The sequence below is a fragment of the Bacillus sp. FSL K6-1338 genome, assembly GCF_038006965.1.
Lineage (GTDB): Bacteria > Bacillota > Bacilli > Bacillales > Bacillaceae_G > Bacillus_A > Bacillus_A thuringiensis_S.
This window is the reverse complement of sequence record NZ_JBBOWI010000003.1, coordinates 128,243-144,633: the sequence shown is the minus strand read 5'-3', so window position 1 is coordinate 144,633 and position 16,391 is coordinate 128,243. Positions and strand designations below refer to the sequence as shown.

Sequence of the window (16,391 nt, the reverse complement as noted above, 5' to 3'; positions counted from 1 at the left end):
CATAAAGAGCAGAATTTAAAATTTTACATCTTTCTGCTGTTCCTTCAGTTGTTCAAATTACAACAATATCGTTCATATCTTGAAGAAGCATACGGACAATTCCTCGGAGATCAGTGAGAACTCCCAATTGTAATGTGCGTTCTAAATCTATAAATCCCATTTTATAAGTAATTCTTTCTTAAACTCATAAAGTCTAGTTAGCATAAAACATCAATACATATTTATTTAAAGAGTTCTATCAGAAAGTTTCTGAACATTAAATTAGGAGAGAGGTTTGTCTCTATCTATTATGCAGCTATAAATAGTTTTTATAGTTCACTACAAGCTGAAAAACAGGAGTCTAATAGAACTCCTGTTGTGTTTATATAGAACTTGAACAATTTCAATTCCTTTGATTGTACGTGAAGCATACCCAAGAATTTGAAACTCTGCAGATTTGGCAAATCACCTTTTTACATGTCGATGATACTGTTCAGTAAGGTTATTTAATTGGCTTGGTTATACAATGAATTATATGTTTATAGAAGTAGTGTTCTCTTAATTTTTTAAACTCGTAAAGTAACGATTGTACTTTGTCAGTTGTGAGAACCGCTGATTCTCACAACTCTTTTCATAAAAGCATAAGTAGCCTGGTGATTTTTCTTTTTGCGAAGTCGAATTTCCATGTGTAACCTTTTTTATCAATCGTATGATATAGGTAATGCCACCTTTCACTAATTATCAACTATTGCAAGTAGAGCTTTGCTCATAATTATTGGTATTTTTACAACTCTATTTTTGTTTATCTATAATAAATTGTGAAATTAACATTTCTAGTTCTTCAACCTTCTCTTTCATTTGAATCGATTGATTAGCTATTTCTGTAATGGACAATGTTTGTGTCTGAATCACCTGAACAGTTTGAAATGTATCTTCAGCTACATGTTTAGAAGTTTCTGAGGCTACTGATAGAGAGGCACTAATTTCCTCTGCTTCAGTAGACATTTCTTCTGTTGTAGCCGATACTTCTTGAATTTGATATGTTATTGTATTAATATCTTGCATAATTGTAGAAAATGCCTGTTCCGCCTCATAAGCAGTTATTTTTCCTTGTTCTGCTTCATTTTTCCCTTTTTTCATTACCAGAACTGTATCTTGTGTATCTTGTTGAATAGACTTAATTAAATTGTTAATTTCACTAACCAATTGCTTAGATTGCTCAGCTAATTCTCTTACTTCAGCTGCAACTACTGCAAATCCCTTTCCGTTTTCACCTGCATGTGCAGCTTCAATTGCTGCATTTAAAGCGAGTAAATTTGTTTGTTCGGCAATATTAGAAATAGCACCCAGTGCTTTATCTATATGCTGTGTACGCGTAACAAGACGTTCTATCACTTTGGAAGTCTCATCAACAGTTTTATGCATATTATTCATTTGAGCAATTGCTTGTTTTACTACGATACTCCCAGTATTCGCACGCTTTGTTGTAATGACAGCTACTTCAGCGACAGTTGATGCTAAAGTAGCTACCTTCTGAACCCCATTTGCTATTTCATCCATTGCCAGTGAACTTTCATGAATACTATTGACTTGTCCTTCTACTTGTTTATTCACTTTACTAATTGTCTGAACTGCTGCATTAGATATCTTTGATGTGTGGTTTGTATCTTGTAACACACTATTAGCTGAAAAAATAACGCCTTGTGTCGTTATCTTTACCTTCTTAATGAGTTGCTGTAAACTATCCAACATACTATTAAAGGATGCAACAATACTTCCTAATTCATCCTTTTCCCGATAAGAAGTACGAAATGTTAAATTTCCAGCTGCTACTAGATCCATATCACGTTGCAACAAAGCAATTGGACGTTTAATAGCTCGTTTAATGATACACCCTATAAATATGACAATTACAACCACGATGATTGAAACAATGACAAAAAGCAACACTGTATCTTTTACACTATTAACATTATCTTTCTGGTATTGTTCCGCCTCGTTTTTATTATAAATAATTAATTCTTGAATATACTGTATCGCCCTTTTCATATCAGGCTCAACTTCTTTTAAATAATAAACATATGCTTCCTCATTTTTATTATTGCGACCTAAAGCTTGTACTTCTTCCATTTTTATTTTTAATTTATTAAATGTATTTCTGAATTCCCCATACAATTCTTTTTCCTTTTGTGAACTTTTTATGGATTCAAATTTCTTCAATAACTGGTCATTTTCTTTACATACCTCATCTATTTCCCTCTCAAGTACTTTATTCCTTTGTTCATCTGTTGATACCATGAGTTCCATTAGATTCTTATTGACAGAGTAAAGATTAGTTTCCAGGGCCCCTATCCATTCAATCGGAAGCAAACTATCTTTATATATTTGGAACGAAACTTCTGTCCCTTTATTTAATCCGTTTAATCCTATTAGGGATAAAATAATACATGCAACACTCGATATGACTACTAATATATTTAACTTTGTACCAATTTTACTATTTTTAAAAAGTGACATTTTTATACACCTCTTATATTTTTTGTTTATACATTCATACATTCGTACACTACGGTATAACTATATCTAAATTGACAGTATTCTCAGTTCTATTCCAAAATTCTTTAACAGGGGCGTACTATCCATATTTTAATGTAAATATAGCCTATGTAACATTCGATATAAGAAATTGTAAGTATTTAAGACAATTACAATTTAAAAAGGAATGTGAACAATTAAAGAATGTCTCAAATACCATTTTTAAATCAAACCCTCAATTGAAATCTTTTTATTGTGTTTTACGTATAAGGACGTAAAATATGCGTGCTACCCGATACTTTTCTCCTTCTATGTCTTATAACTTGAGGCACAAATATAAGATTATATAGAATGGGAGAGTCCCTGATATAGACTATTTAAAATTAGCAACTATTTCATCAAATTTTATTCAGTTAAAAAAGTTGAAAGGACCAAATACATAACACATTAGGATTGAAATCTTTTTAATTAATCAAACGAATATTAGCTAGACTAAAAGCGATGGAATAAAAAAAGGACAGACTTTGTAAAAAAGTCTGCCAAAAAACAAATTAAGTTAATCACTCAAATCTTCATTCTTACCTCATAGTAAAAAATCTCCTTAGAAATCTATACTTCCATAAATGACATATCTTTCGCACCAGAATCATAATCAATAATCTTTAAGATTATTAATTACCTATAACTTTAATTTTTTAGAATCTGAGAAAGACTAACTAAAACAGAAATATCATTTATACTAATATTATAAAGTTAGAAATAAATTAATCACAAATGGCTAAATTTAATCTCTTTTATCATAAGTTTCAATCTAATGATGTAAAAGTTAATTTAATAATTTGTAACAAAGATCGCAAGTGAGACTAATATGCCTAGGTATACTTTTAAAAACCGGATCGTTAGCATAGCTATATACAATAGGGTCACCATTATTATCCAAAGGGAATGACCAATTTAACATAGTAAATAATTTTTGAGAACGAAAATTTGTAAGTTCTGCAAAAATAGATATATGGCCCTTTTCAATCCCTACTCTTTCCAACAAACTCAACATTTCCATACCTACATACTTTTTATTGTATTCTAGCTTTACTCCAATCATAAAGGCATGAATATGTTCATCCTTTTTTAATTTATGCTTAGTTTTTAATTGCATAAACTCTGAATATCTTTTACCTAAATAATCACATAATTCAATAACTTTATTTAATTTCTTAAATTTACCTTTATACGTTGGAATAATTTTTGTAGGATCATATAATTCTGATGCAAGTACACCTACTATTCTATTTGACCTTTTGTCTTTAGCAATTATTGTTAATCCTTCTTTTGCATGTATTTCAAAAAAGTTAATTAGAAATTCTGTCAATGTTGTTTTTGATACATGTATTGAAGTTAATACTGGCTCTGAAATAAAAGTCTCACCTATTTCAACTCCTAAAAAAGTATCTGCAAGACACTCCGCTGCTTCTTGCATTAAAGATTTGTCAGACTCTAATAATACTTCATATGTATAATTATCTTGAGCATCTTTTGTTCCTTCTACATATGTTTGTTCAAAACTTTTCATCGTAAAACTACCTCCCATAAATGCGTTCCTTAATTTTAAAATAAATATAAAATGAAATTACGATTTAAAAACCAGAAATCGATAAAAGATAAGTCCATTTTTAAATCGTGCTTGAAGCGTTTATCTAATAAGTAATACACGTATCTTAGATGAAGAGCGGAATTGTTGGATAAAGGATATCATGTTTTACATTTTTCAACTCTTTTTTGAATGTAAATATATAGGGACTAATTTACTTTTATTTTAATATTATTCTTTAGTAAAATATGCGACAAATATCGTGCTTTCCAATCTAGGGTTAAAGGGTTTTAGATTTATTATTTTATTCCAACACAATTTCTTATATTATCTCCACAATTTTTTCCGCTCTTACTACAAATAGTATCCTAGAATTATATGCATGATTTAAATGTCTAATTTGACAAAGAATAAGACAAAAAAGTTCTCTCCATTTCCAGTTGTAAAAAATGAATAAGATTGAATTAACAAAAGTTGTAGCAGAAAAGCAGAACTTCCCCAAAAAGATGCAGCAACACAAGCAGTATTAGATGCGATAACAAGCGCACTAGCTAATGAAGAGAAAGTACAAATCCTTGAATTTGGTACATTTGAAGTACGCGAAAGATCTGCACGTACAGAATGTAACCCACAAACAGGTGAAGAAATGCAAATTGCAGCTTCAAAAGCACCTGCTTTTAAAGCTGGAAAAGAATTAAAAGCGGCAGTGAAATAATTATACATAGTCAATAGGGTTTGATATTCTTATCGGCCCTTTTTCAATATTCTTGTTGTGCATAAAACAAAGAAGTATCAATCTAAAAACACATCTTAATAAACGTAAATCTTTATATATAAACATTCATATTATTGTTATAATAAAATTAACCAAGAAGCATCCAACGATTTTTGATTAATCACTACATTTTCTTTAGAGCTATATCAACATAAAAGAAGAGACACTATACAGTGTCTCTTCTTTTATGTTTCGTACCTTTAATCAATAGTAAGAGGATATATATCTATTCCCTCTTATTGCTTATTTGTGTTAGAATTGCTGCTCCCACAAGCAGAATATCTGAAAGACACTCATATGAGAGTGTCTTTTCTTTATGTAAAAAATTATTTTTAAACAAAAACTCTTTATAAAAGAACGCAAGTTCGTATATAATAAGAACAAACGTTCTCATTTGATTTAAGGAGGAATAACAGTGTATGACTATTCTATCTTACCGAATAGAATCATCTTATGTGTGGATTTACGAAGCTTTTACGCTTCAGTAAGTTGCATCAAAATGGGGTTAGATCCTATGTATACAAAATTGGCAGTAGTCGGTGATGTAAATAGAAACGGTTCAATTGTTCTAGCTGCCACTTCACCATTAAAAGCATTAGGTGTAAAAAAGATGGCCAGATTATACGAGATTCCTCGCAGAAAAGACATTCTTGTTGTAAATCCGATTATGGGAACATACATTAAATGCTCTAATTACATAACAAAGTTAGCTTTGCAGTACGTTCCTATTGAGGATTTTCACCAATATTCCATCGACGAGTTCTTCATGGATATTACGGATAGTATTCTTTTGTTTGCTAACGATCCCTATGAATTCGCATTGAAATTTAAAAGTGAAATATATGCGAAAACACGAATCGAATGCACAATAGGGATTGGCCCTAATCCTTTAATGAGCAAAGTAGCTTTAGAAGAATCAAAACGGCATTGCTTATTGGAAATATGAAGATGTCCCAACAAAATTATGGAGCATACGACCGCTTAATACATTTTGGGGCATTTCGTATAAAACGGAAGAAAAGTTGAATCGAAAAGGAATACATTCTATAGGAGATTTAGCCAATTACCCTCTTAAATACTTAAAACAGAGCTTCGGTAAGATTGGCGAAGAATTACACTTACATAGCTACGGAATTGACTTTAGTCGCATTTCAGAAAAATATGTTCCTGCCACAACTTCTGTTGGGAAAAGCCAAATACTCATGCGCGATTACACAATAGAAGAATTTCCGATTATTTTGCTGGAACATATTGAAGAAGTTTGTTATCGGCTTAGAAGACAAAATAAGCTTGCTCAAACCGTTCATTTTTCAGTCGGTTATAGCAAGACTTATAACGGTGGTATTAGAAAAACACATACTTTAAGTCGTCCAACTAACCTAACAATGGATATTTATAAGATCTGTACATACTTTATACATCAACAATATACTGGCGAACCCATTCGCAGCATAAGTATTTCTCTAACGAACCTAATCCAAGAAGGAGAGGAACAAATTTCTCTTTTTGATAACATAACGCAGCGAGAACAAGAAGTAAAATTAACAAAAGTAATGGATGAAATACGCGCAAGGTTTGGAAAGAACAGCATATTGCGGGGAATTTCCTACACGTATAGCGCCACAGCTAGATATAGAAACACACTGATAGGAGGACACAAAAAATGAGCAACGCTAATATGCCAAAGGGGCGCGGAATGGTGAAATGGGCTCCGTTCGCAGCATTAACACTCCAATTTGATGGGATACGTGAAATCATTAGGGAACAACACAAAGTTACCCGTCCGATTTTAACAACTGAAGAAAAAGAACGAATTGAAAATATGCTAGTATGTTCCTTAGTATCTGAAGAAGAAATAATGATTACATATTATGAGGATGGTTATTTACTCACTAGTTATATGACCGTTGTTGATATTGACCCTTCAAATAGCGCTGTTATATGTACGGATGCTTTTTATAATAAGATGAAACTGCAATTTTCTAATATAATAGATGCTAAATAGAATAAATTAATGTAATCACGTTTGGATTATTAAGAAGGAGTGTAAAAATGCAAGGAAATCAGTTAAGAAAGAACGCCGCAGGAGCAATTATTCATAATAATATTAATAGCTATCCCATTCTAAATATACCTATGATTGATTATTAATAAGGAAGATGGGATGATTTATAAGGTGTTAAACGCTGGTTTTCAAGCTAATGATGCAGTAGCAATGATAACAACGGATGGTTTTGCTACAACCAGGGTAAATGCACCGATCGTAACAGCAAAAAACAATGATGGTAGCCTTCAAATATACCGCTTACCGTTAGAATTGGAATATTGGGTGATTTCTTGTATGCATGCTGCTTCAGAAGGTAAAAACCCATTTCCCTGTAAAGTCGCTTTTGGAATTATAGACGCAAAATTTTTTGCGGAATTCAAATGAAAAGGTCTGTTTATTCAGCAGACCTCTCATCAATTATAGCTATATACCTTTTTGTTTGTATTCGATGTTAATGGGGTAGAACAAAAAAGTATTGAAAGATCTTCCACATTCATATCGGAAAGAAACATCTAAAGACGAATTATAGGATCCGGCTTTTTTTATTAAACAAAATTACCCTCTATTTTTACATAAACCAATCAACATTTCCTTTTCTTCTTCTTTAATAATTGCTGGATTTAACGTTTTATCCTTGATTGCTTCTAATTCCTCTTTCCCTTTTTTCTTTTTATCTGAGAAATATTTTGCATCAGCCCCCAAGGATTTAATTTTTCCAATCATTTTTCGGTCCAATACAAGCGGAATCGTTAAAACTTTAGAAAAGGTCCTACTGCCAACAATAATTACTTTATCTTCCGAAGCACTGCATCCCAGTGCATCAATTTCATGATCGTGTTTGCCTTTATATAGCATTTTCTCCACATAAAAATAAGAAGTTATATATCTCTTATTATCAATTCGAGCATTGAAAAAGATATAAGAGCCTGGCGTTATGTTTTTTCTAATTGTTTCCCCGTTTTTTTTGCTATTTCCGTATACTAGCTTCGTGAAATTCGGATCCACGTGTCCAGATTCGGCTTTTTCGGAACTATACGTAATTAACATGTGTTTTGGTTCATTCATTGTTGTCTCCCCTTTTCTAATTCGTATTATAACCGGTAATATGTATAATTCTAGCACAATACTTGGTAAATTATTCCCGATAAAATTTGAATTTGTTAATATAAAAAATAAAAGTGCTTCCCTCTGATGAAAGGGGAGCACTATGGAAAAAAGAAGAGATCTATAGACTATATGTCCTTTCCTTAATGTTTAGAAACACATCTATTATCAATAGAATGGTGCATTTCGAGTTGTTTCTGCTAGTTTAGATTCATAAACTGATAAAAAATGAGATAACAAATCAGGTTTATTCGTTAATTCATCCGAAACCCACGGTTGTAATAAATAAGGGAACTCCGCATTGTTTAAATCATCTACCATATACTGATTGGTCGCTTTTCCAATCATAAATTTACTCTCAAGTTCTAGAACCGAACCGTCATGCAGAGGGAGAGGTAAAGTTCGGTTATACTCATTATATAGTGAATATATTATGAATTTCTGATAATTATTTAGTTTTCTTAGTCTCGACTCTGCTTCAGCATAAAACTTCCTTTTCGAATTTCTAGACTGAATCGCTTTTGTTGTTTTGTAAATCAAATTAATAATCAGTATTGATAAAGAAACTATGAATACTATACCAATAATAAATCCGTTCTTTTCTCTAAAACTAAACATAAAAAGTTTTTTTAAGAAAGAATCTGGTGAAAATAGTAAAATTCCTGTTGCTAGGGTTAAACCAGCCATAATATTATTTGGCAAGGTTAGTATTTCTTTAATGTCAATTTTCATGAGTACCTCCGCTGTTATTTGTTACTTTGATTATACCATTTTTTTCTTATTATATAATTTTAGGAACCGTCTTTTTATTTTTCTTAGCTGAACAAAAATTTGAGACTCAAAGTCCTTAGTTTTTATTTCTACGTATTCCCCAAAATATACCTCATTAATAATAGATAAAATTACCTGTGGAAAACGAAAATTTATATTTAGGAAGTACTTTAAGGTCTTAGCTTGATAGTAATGTGGCAGGACACCAAGATGTAAAAAAATCTACATAAAAATGTAGATTTTTTCTATATACCTCATTAACTTTGTTACTCAATTTTTAATTGCTTTTTTATTTCTTTCCATTCTTGCTTAAGAGAGGGATTTAATTTATGAAAAATATTACTCGAGAGCATTATGCCGCATTGAAATTTAACACACTCATACTTACTAAATGCATCTAAAACATAAGCATTAAATTTCACAGTACTTATTTCATCACTATCTAAAAATACTTTATATATTTCTTGATAAATACTTTCACATTTTCTATTAAAAAGTATTAATTTAATAACATTTGAAATTAATACTGTAGAAAATAATGTTTGGGAAATCCAAAGAATAAAATCTAAATTTGAATCCCTATTTAAACAAACAATAACCCCAATAATTATACAAATTCCAACTAAAGTAATTTCCTTAATAATCATCTTCCGTGACACATTTTTAGAAAATAAGGTATCTTCTAAAACGTTGGCTCCTAAACGTTCTATTGGCTCTTTTAGGCTATTATTATAATATAGATGAGTTTCTTCTCCATCCATTCTAATTTGAAATGCATTCGAAATTAAATGAGTCTTTCTTTTTTCATCAGCCCGAGGTAAATAGTAAAATGAAGTTAAGCTACTAAATAAAGCATATAGAAGAATCAATACTATCAGAACTATTGTTAATGATTCCTTAACCCCTGTTGGTACTTTAAGTAAAATTATGAATGAAATTCCTAAATTTAGATAAAATAAAAAATTACTTATCTTATTAAAATTATTTGCTGGTGCATAGTAAATATCCATAGAATCTCTTCTATTTTCCTCATATAACATCTCAGTTTTTTCCTTTCTTACAAAGGTGGCAATAATTTTTTTAAATATGTTTCAGCATCAAAATGTTGATTGCGTTCATCGTAATATTTGATATTTTCAATTGTAATTTTCATATTTTTTATTTTATTAATTTTGTATTGAGAGTCCATCCAAGTATAATTAATTGCTTCAAATGCTTTAAAGAAATAATCTTTCAAATTAGAACACCACCAATAATTCTGTTCAGCAATTTTAGTTTCTAGTTCGTAAGAGGAAAATACCCCTCCTGCACTTTTATTCCAATACTTTAAAAGCCTAATAACAGGTTTTATCTTATAATTTTCAGAACTATGCTTCTCATCAATTTGCTTATTAAAACTTATTGGATCAGTTTTAATCCAATCTGTATATTCTGAAGAACGTGATGGTATATTATATTGATTTAACACTTGATCAAAATAATTCTGATAAGCTGGTACTAGCTCAAACTTAATATGCGAAAGCTCTAAAACAATTGTAGGATGTGATTGCTTAATTTCAGAGCTACTATAATAAAAGTTCACAAATCTTCGAAGTCTATCTAAAAAAGTCTGAGGTTTGTATTCATTTGCATTATTAAATAAAATCATGTAATCAATATCAGATTTAGAATCAGCCTTTCTTGGTAGGTTGGTTTTTCTTATATAAGAACCAAATAAAAAATTTTTCTTAACTTCTTCACCAAAATACCTTTCTAAATTCTTTCTTAAATAATCAATTGAACGGTCAATTTTAATATCTTCATCTTCTCCAATAATTAAATTAGAAGCCATGTTTTCTAGATATGATGATACAGACATATTATTTCTTATCCCCCTCAATATATTCTATATGTATTAACTACTTCACCATTTAGTTTATTATATATTTTATATAACGAACACTACATATTCTAAAAATATCTTCAATATACAGAGATACACATAAAATATAAGCAAAAAAACAACCCAAGTAGGGCTCTTTTTTAACTTAATAAGAAATATTTGATTAGAGTACGTACCACTAGCATCGTAATATCTACCCTATCACTAAATAAGGCTTCAGACTAAATCTTGTGCATTTTTCCCGCTCAAATAAGGTATTGTTTCCACTCTGGATTGAAGCCCTAGATTTATTTACATCATCCCTCTTGTTCTTTACTTTCCCCTCTCTCATTCTGCTAAAATTCTTACTTGGCTTGCTAGTTTTTTCTTTCTCACTGTAATTATCCCCATATTTTGTACTTTATTTAAATGTCTATATATGATAAGCAGTTCATACCTATAAAATTCACACTTCTCATGTTTATATTTCTCTATAGGCGTATTAACAACATTTTAACGCGAATATACTCTAAGCAATTTTCGACATAAAATGTAGGTGGTACCCCTTTTTGCTTTTAACAGGTCCAGTATACTCATCACTTTCTACCCAGCTATTAAAGTACGTTTTTTATAATCTAAAAAGATACAAAATACATAAAAAATCTATGAATATGACTACTATCTAATGCAAAGTCATTTCACATTACTTCAAAAAGTGTGTTTTGAAAGATTTTATGCTTATTGGAGGGGAATAGTGTCCCTATCAGTTGGATATAGCACAGAGTATTCCCTTGCTACTTTGTTTATTGTTTTCTATATAGAGTTTGGTACATGAAATTTTATAATTGAGTTATTCCTTTGTTTGTCTTTTGAAATTCTTATAGCATTCTATATAAATTTTATGGTATTATATAGATAGAAAATTTGTTTCCATTGTTTATACTCTATTGTACGTAGCGTGAAGGACAAACCTTACGCCCAGTTAACTCGGGCGAGGTTTGTCCTTTTTTTTACTTTAAGGAGGAATTTACTATGAAAAAAGTCTACAAAATTGGAGCAGTTATCACAACTTTATGCGTTGCATGTATCGCGATCTTTACTTTAACTAAGAATGAATCAGTCAAAACAGAAACTATAGCACCAGAAAAAACAATTGTATCTGCTGCAGATGTAAAAGAAGCACCAGAAAATATAAAAGATATTTCAAAAGAAGAATTAAAGGAAAAAATACAATCCCATGAAGAGTTCATTGCGTATTACTATCAACCTACCTGTCATTTTTGTAAAAAAGCTGCACCAGATATCAATCGTATGTCAAAAAAGCATGATAGAACCATTTTTCGTATTGATATCTCTACACCAGAAAATCAAAGTGCCTTTCAGGAGTTCGACATTCCAGGTACTCCAGTTGTTGTAGCTTATAACAGAGGTGAAGAAGTTGAACGTTTAGAAGGAGCTGTTTCAGCTGCTACCTATGATGGATTCTTTGCAAGACGTAATTCGAGCGCTAGCTAGTATAGTGCTCGCTTTTCTTTGTAAGAAAGGAGAATTAACATGCAACAAAACGCCCGTATTCATTCTTTAGACATAATAAGAGGTATAGCCATACTATGTATCCTGTTTGCGAATCTACCCACTATGACGGGACTAGATCCCTTTAATCAGGCAGGTTACACCTGTACAGATAAAACGATTCGTTTTTTAGTAGATTTGTTTATACAAGCAAAGTTCTACACTATTTTCGCATTCTTATTTGGAGTAGGATTTTATATCTTTATGAAAAATACAGAAGCAAAAGGATATCCTATGTATAAGCTATTTACCCGGAGACTATGTATTTTACTAGTCTTCGGTTTACTCCACTTCACCTTTCTATGGTATGGAGATATTCTACATGCGTATGCTATAGCTGGATTTATTCTATTGTTCTTTTATAAGCGATCTACTAAGCTTATTTTTATAGCTGGTTGTAGTTTCCTAACGGTTAGTTATGTATTACATATTATTGTATTTTTACGAGCAAGTTCTTCTATTACTGAAGTACCAAATTACTATCAATATATGTTTACAGGTAACACTACCAATCACACTGTAAATCTATTTATACATTATTCTCATCAAGTAAAAGCACGTCTTTTCTTTCTAATGACTCAGGAATTCCAGCAACTACTAATAGGAATTCCGGAATATATAGGCTTATTTTTAATAGGGTTATGGGCTGGTAAGAAAAAGATTTTTAAAAGGGTACCGGAATTAATAAAAAAAATTAGATTTTTACAGTGGAGTTCGTTATGTATCTCATGCCTTCTCTCTTGTCCTATTCTCTACTACTTTATAAAAACAGATGTCTATTACTCTCAGGATGTACAACTATGGATTCTATTTGGAGGGAAAATGCTAGCTATATTCTATATTTGTACTCTACTGAGAGTTTGTGAGAATAAAAAATATATAGAATGCCTGCACCCCTTTATGAACGTTGGCCAGTATGCTTTAACGAATTACATCACTCAAAGCATAATTACGCTTGTCATTCTTTCGTGGTGCTTTAAAGATGTCTCACACGTATATTACTGGCAACTATGTATCTTTGGGCTTGTAATTATTTTTGTACAAATCATATTCAGCAAGATTTGGAGTAAATATTTCCGTTATGGTCCTATTGAGTGGGTATGGAGAAAAGGAGTTTACAAGAAATAGACTATTTTTTACCAGTTACATGCAATTAACTGAAAAAAATGTTAAAATATTATATGAAAGATTAAAGATATATTTGTAGTTGTAAAATGGTGTTATTAAAATTAAAGTGGTTCAAGTCAGAGAAAGGCACCTTTTGGTGCTTTTTCTCTGACTTGAACCTATATTCCATATAAATCCAATTAACATAATATAAGGTAATATTAATTTAATTATAAAGATAGGTGATAATATGTTTAGTATTAACAATAACCCTCGAAAAAGTAAAATACGAAAAGTTAAATTACAAGTACCTGGTGATGTGAAATATGAACTTCACACTACTTATAACTTGTTATTAAATGAGGGATATCAGGTTTTATCTGTAATCAATATTAAAAATGGTGGTATCATTGTGTACCGTCATTTATATGAAGATACCAATTTATACGAAGAAAATTCTATTGTATTAAAAATTCGATTAATTACAAATAAAGGAACGGTTTTCCCTGAGCCATATCTGTACGCACATTATATATCGGCAAGAACCACTATAGACCTTGCTGATATATTTATTGAAGAACCAATACGTAACTTGGGGTTAGGAAGCATATTAATGAAACATTTACTACAAATAGCAGTAGAATCTCAGGTAGACAAAGTAACTGGTCTTATGGTTAGTGATGATAGTCAACATAAAGCCAAACAAATTAATTTTTATATGAAACATGGATTCGAGATATCTGGTAATAGTCTTTTATGGAAGCAAAGCACATAAAAATCAAAAATATTAAATTTACAAAAAGAGGATGCTATACCTTTTATTGAGTATATTTTCCTCTTTTAAAACATCCTATTGCAATGTCATGTGTGCAAGCACCACATTTTTATCAAGAAATCTGAAGTATGACAACAATTAAGTTCATACTAGCATGAACAACAAATGATATTAGTAACCTATTGGTACGCACATATACTACAGCAAGTACAAGTCCAATTAAAAAATATCCAAATATAAACGGAAAATCAAAATGCATGATAGAAAAGAACAATGCGCTTATTAGTATGCTCCAAGTTTGCTTAAACTTAGACATTAAAATGTTTATGGCCGCATAACGAAAAACCAACTCTTCTACTAACGGTGCAAGAAGAACAATTGAAATAAGTGCCACAGGAGATATTGCTGCAGCAGCGACTGTACTAGACGTATTTGCTGATTGCGTAGTTAGCTGAAATACACTCTTATCTAACACACTACCAACCATCTGCGCAAGAAATACGAATATGATCCCAACTAAAATCCATATGAATGAAATTCTTGATAATTTAATCGATAACTTTGGATCATTTATTAATTCTTTACTATATATAAGAAAAGTGATTATCAGCATAAGTGAAAATCCAATTAGTTCCCAATGCACAAGAAGTTTTTGAATTGCTTGCTGTTGGTTTCCCTGAATATCATACCAACCTGTCTTTGCTAGCAATAGTACACCTATTATCCCTACAAATTGTGTCATAACAAAATAAATCAAAATGACGAAACCCGATTTATATTTAATACCACTACTCATATTCTTAATTCCATCCTCCACTTTCTTTATCTTTTCGATACCACTCATTACAGCAACAATAAGCACAAAATGCTAGATAACTAGCATTTCAGCTACTAATCGCTCCCACATAATTATTCTGCTTAGTTTTCTAACAAACTAATTCGTTGTAAAAACTTAACTGCAAAGTACCCTCTAAACTCTTCTAGAAAAACCACTTGCGTGCCACTCTCTGCTGTAAACTGATCTGTCCTACAAGTCCATACCTTTCCGTCATAACGCTTTGACTCTAAGCAAGTGTGCATTACTACCTTGTCGCCTACCTTTAATCCGTCCATCACACCAAATACCGTTTGATATGCTTCTTTATATCTACGTTTTATGAAATCAACTTGCTTCTTTGTTCTAACATTTGCAAAACGTCCCTTCATATAATCCGAGCAAACGTGATCTATATCTTCTGGAGGACCGGTAAAGTAAGTAGAGCATTGCTTACCTCCACTTGTTGTATAAGTCATTTCCACTCCACCACGTTCATCTTTTATCATTTCAAGTGTTGGCTTCATGCTTGCACCTCTTTTAATTCCACCTTCAATTTCTCTTGAAATCTCACAAATGTTTCATTTGAAAATCGAACAGCTGCACTTGGATATTTGTACTGAAAAAAACCGTCGTCAAATTGTATCTTTGTTTTGTCGTACCAATATTGAAATGCTACTTCATTTGAGTACTCTTCCAAATCTACCTGTAATTCCTCAATAAGCTTCCATTCTGTCCTTGCATCATCTTCTGTAAAGCGCCCTTCCCTGCGATCATATAGCAAATTCTTTTTGATATATGTAATGGTTCCTTCAATATCAACTACATCTTCTTTTGCGATTTTGCAGAGTATCTGATCCAGTCTACGGCTCATTAAACATTTTTCTATACTTTCGTTTCTTCCTAATGAAAACCAATGAGCAAAGTTACCGAAGTCTGTAACAGCTGTAAATACTCCGGATTGATCGAATAGAAATACCCCCCAGCCTTCTCCATCTACTGACGGAACTGTATAACGATATACTGCTGTTTGTGTCATACCCATTTCTCCTTTTTTGTATATAAATAAAAACTTTGTTTAGTTATTTTGTTCGCCAATTTTTGTAGGATAAAGCTCCTGTATAATATGTAAAATCAACTCTGGGCAAAAGAATCCCCAGTTCCCTTCCGTCTTGATAAATACCAAACCAAACGCCTTCATTGTTCCATGTATCCCGTCCTAATCGAATTTCTTTAAAGCTACTTACATACGGATACAAAAATCCCTCTAAATAGGATTCATACGTATTTTGAAACATTGGAAAATATACAGATATATCGGACATAGGGTCTTTATATTTTTCCCTATAAAATTCGTAAAACTTCTCTCCCTCTATATCTAAAAAGAATTGAAATTCGATGCTTTCTTTACCTTCTGGTGGAAATAATACATATATATCTTTAAACACTATCTTTCTCCACTT

Annotated in this window: 14 protein-coding genes and 4 pseudogenes; 7 read left to right on the top strand and 11 right to left on the bottom strand. The window is 31.3% G+C overall.

Going from position 1 to position 16,391, the window contains the following annotated elements; genetic code table 11:
* Window positions 1-318: 318 nt before the first annotated feature.
* The 3 genes and pseudogenes from NZ044_RS30035 to NZ044_RS30025 form a co-directional block, all read right to left on the bottom strand.
* Window positions 319-706: pseudogene (locus NZ044_RS30035) on the bottom strand (DDE-type integrase/transposase/recombinase); the annotation flags it as partial.
* 65 nt (window positions 707-771) lie between these two features.
* Window positions 772-2,496, bottom strand: a complete 1,725-nt coding sequence (locus tag NZ044_RS30030) for a methyl-accepting chemotaxis protein (protein ID WP_098349414.1) — start codon at window positions 2,494-2,496, stop codon at window positions 772-774.
* Between the two features lie 844 nt (window positions 2,497-3,340).
* A complete protein-coding gene (locus NZ044_RS30025; RefSeq protein WP_273635005.1) occupies window positions 3,341-4,084 on the bottom strand; it encodes a hypothetical protein in 744 nt (247 codons plus the stop codon).
* A gap of 467 nt (window positions 4,085-4,551) precedes the next feature.
* Between NZ044_RS30025 and NZ044_RS30020 the strand changes: the two are divergent.
* From NZ044_RS30020 to NZ044_RS30005, 4 genes and pseudogenes are all read left to right on the top strand, one after another.
* Window positions 4,552-4,817, top strand: a pseudogene (locus tag NZ044_RS30020) (HU family DNA-binding protein).
* Window positions 4,818-5,292: 475 nt separating this feature from the next.
* A pseudogene (locus NZ044_RS30015) lies at window positions 5,293-6,544 on the top strand (Y-family DNA polymerase).
* Complete coding sequence (locus NZ044_RS30010) at window positions 6,541-6,882, top strand: YolD-like family protein (protein ID WP_098349554.1); 342 nt, start codon at window positions 6,541-6,543, stop codon at window positions 6,880-6,882. Before NZ044_RS30015 ends, NZ044_RS30010 begins: the two are co-directional and overlap by 4 nt.
* Window positions 6,883-6,929: 47 nt before the next feature.
* Window positions 6,930-7,308 (top strand): annotated as a pseudogene (locus NZ044_RS30005) (hypothetical protein).
* Window positions 7,309-7,479: 171 nt separating this feature from the next.
* Here NZ044_RS30005 and NZ044_RS30000 read toward each other — a convergent pair.
* The 4 genes from NZ044_RS30000 to NZ044_RS29985 all read right to left on the bottom strand — a co-directional run bounded on the left by NZ044_RS30000 (window position 7,480) and on the right by NZ044_RS29985 (window position 10,657).
* On the bottom strand, window positions 7,480-7,989 hold the full coding sequence (locus tag NZ044_RS30000) for a hypothetical protein (protein ID WP_273635006.1): 510 nt from the start codon (window positions 7,987-7,989) through the stop codon (window positions 7,480-7,482).
* Between the two features lie 207 nt (window positions 7,990-8,196).
* Window positions 8,197-8,760, bottom strand: a complete 564-nt coding sequence (locus tag NZ044_RS29995) for a superinfection exclusion B family protein (RefSeq protein ID WP_098349556.1) — start codon at window positions 8,758-8,760, stop codon at window positions 8,197-8,199.
* Window positions 8,761-9,065: 305 nt separating this feature from the next.
* Window positions 9,066-9,839, bottom strand: a complete 774-nt coding sequence (locus NZ044_RS29990; protein WP_240525173.1) for a hypothetical protein — start codon at window positions 9,837-9,839, stop codon at window positions 9,066-9,068.
* A gap of 17 nt (window positions 9,840-9,856) precedes the next feature.
* Window positions 9,857-10,657, bottom strand: a complete 801-nt coding sequence (locus NZ044_RS29985) for an SMODS domain-containing nucleotidyltransferase (RefSeq protein WP_273635007.1) — start codon at window positions 10,655-10,657, stop codon at window positions 9,857-9,859.
* Between the two features lie 1,035 nt (window positions 10,658-11,692).
* Here NZ044_RS29985 and NZ044_RS29980 point away from each other — a divergent pair.
* The 3 genes from NZ044_RS29980 to NZ044_RS29970 all read left to right on the top strand — a co-directional run bounded on the left by NZ044_RS29980 (window position 11,693) and on the right by NZ044_RS29970 (window position 14,114).
* Entirely contained in the window at window positions 11,693-12,175 is a 483-nt protein-coding gene (locus NZ044_RS29980; protein ID WP_273634934.1) for a thioredoxin family protein, read from the top strand.
* A gap of 39 nt (window positions 12,176-12,214) precedes the next feature.
* The gene (locus NZ044_RS29975) at window positions 12,215-13,360 is read left to right on the top strand and encodes a DUF418 domain-containing protein (protein WP_001186846.1); all 1,146 of its coding nucleotides are present in this window, start codon (window positions 12,215-12,217) and stop codon (window positions 13,358-13,360) included.
* A 229-nt stretch (window positions 13,361-13,589) separates the two neighbouring features.
* Window positions 13,590-14,114: a GNAT family N-acetyltransferase gene (locus NZ044_RS29970; RefSeq protein WP_273634935.1), complete on the top strand. Its 525-nt coding sequence runs from the start codon at window positions 13,590-13,592 to the stop codon at window positions 14,112-14,114.
* A 112-nt stretch (window positions 14,115-14,226) separates the two neighbouring features.
* Here the strand turns inward: NZ044_RS29970 and NZ044_RS29965 are convergent, their stop codons facing one another.
* From NZ044_RS29965 to NZ044_RS29950, 4 genes are all read right to left on the bottom strand, one after another.
* The gene (locus NZ044_RS29965; RefSeq protein WP_273634936.1) at window positions 14,227-14,910 is read right to left on the bottom strand and encodes a CPBP family intramembrane glutamic endopeptidase; all 684 of its coding nucleotides are present in this window, start codon (window positions 14,908-14,910) and stop codon (window positions 14,227-14,229) included.
* 122 nt (window positions 14,911-15,032) lie between these two features.
* Complete coding sequence (locus tag NZ044_RS29960) at window positions 15,033-15,455, bottom strand: hypothetical protein (RefSeq protein ID WP_340950262.1); 423 nt, start codon at window positions 15,453-15,455, stop codon at window positions 15,033-15,035.
* Window positions 15,452-15,967 carry a hypothetical protein gene (locus tag NZ044_RS29955; protein WP_340950261.1) on the bottom strand — a complete coding sequence of 172 codons (516 nt, stop codon included), beginning with the start codon at window positions 15,965-15,967 and terminating at the stop codon, window positions 15,452-15,454. Before NZ044_RS29955 ends, NZ044_RS29960 begins: the two co-directional genes overlap by 4 nt.
* A gap of 43 nt (window positions 15,968-16,010) precedes the next feature.
* Entirely contained in the window at window positions 16,011-16,376 is a 366-nt protein-coding gene (locus NZ044_RS29950; protein WP_098834246.1) for a hypothetical protein, read from the bottom strand.
* Window positions 16,377-16,391 lie beyond the last annotated feature (15 nt).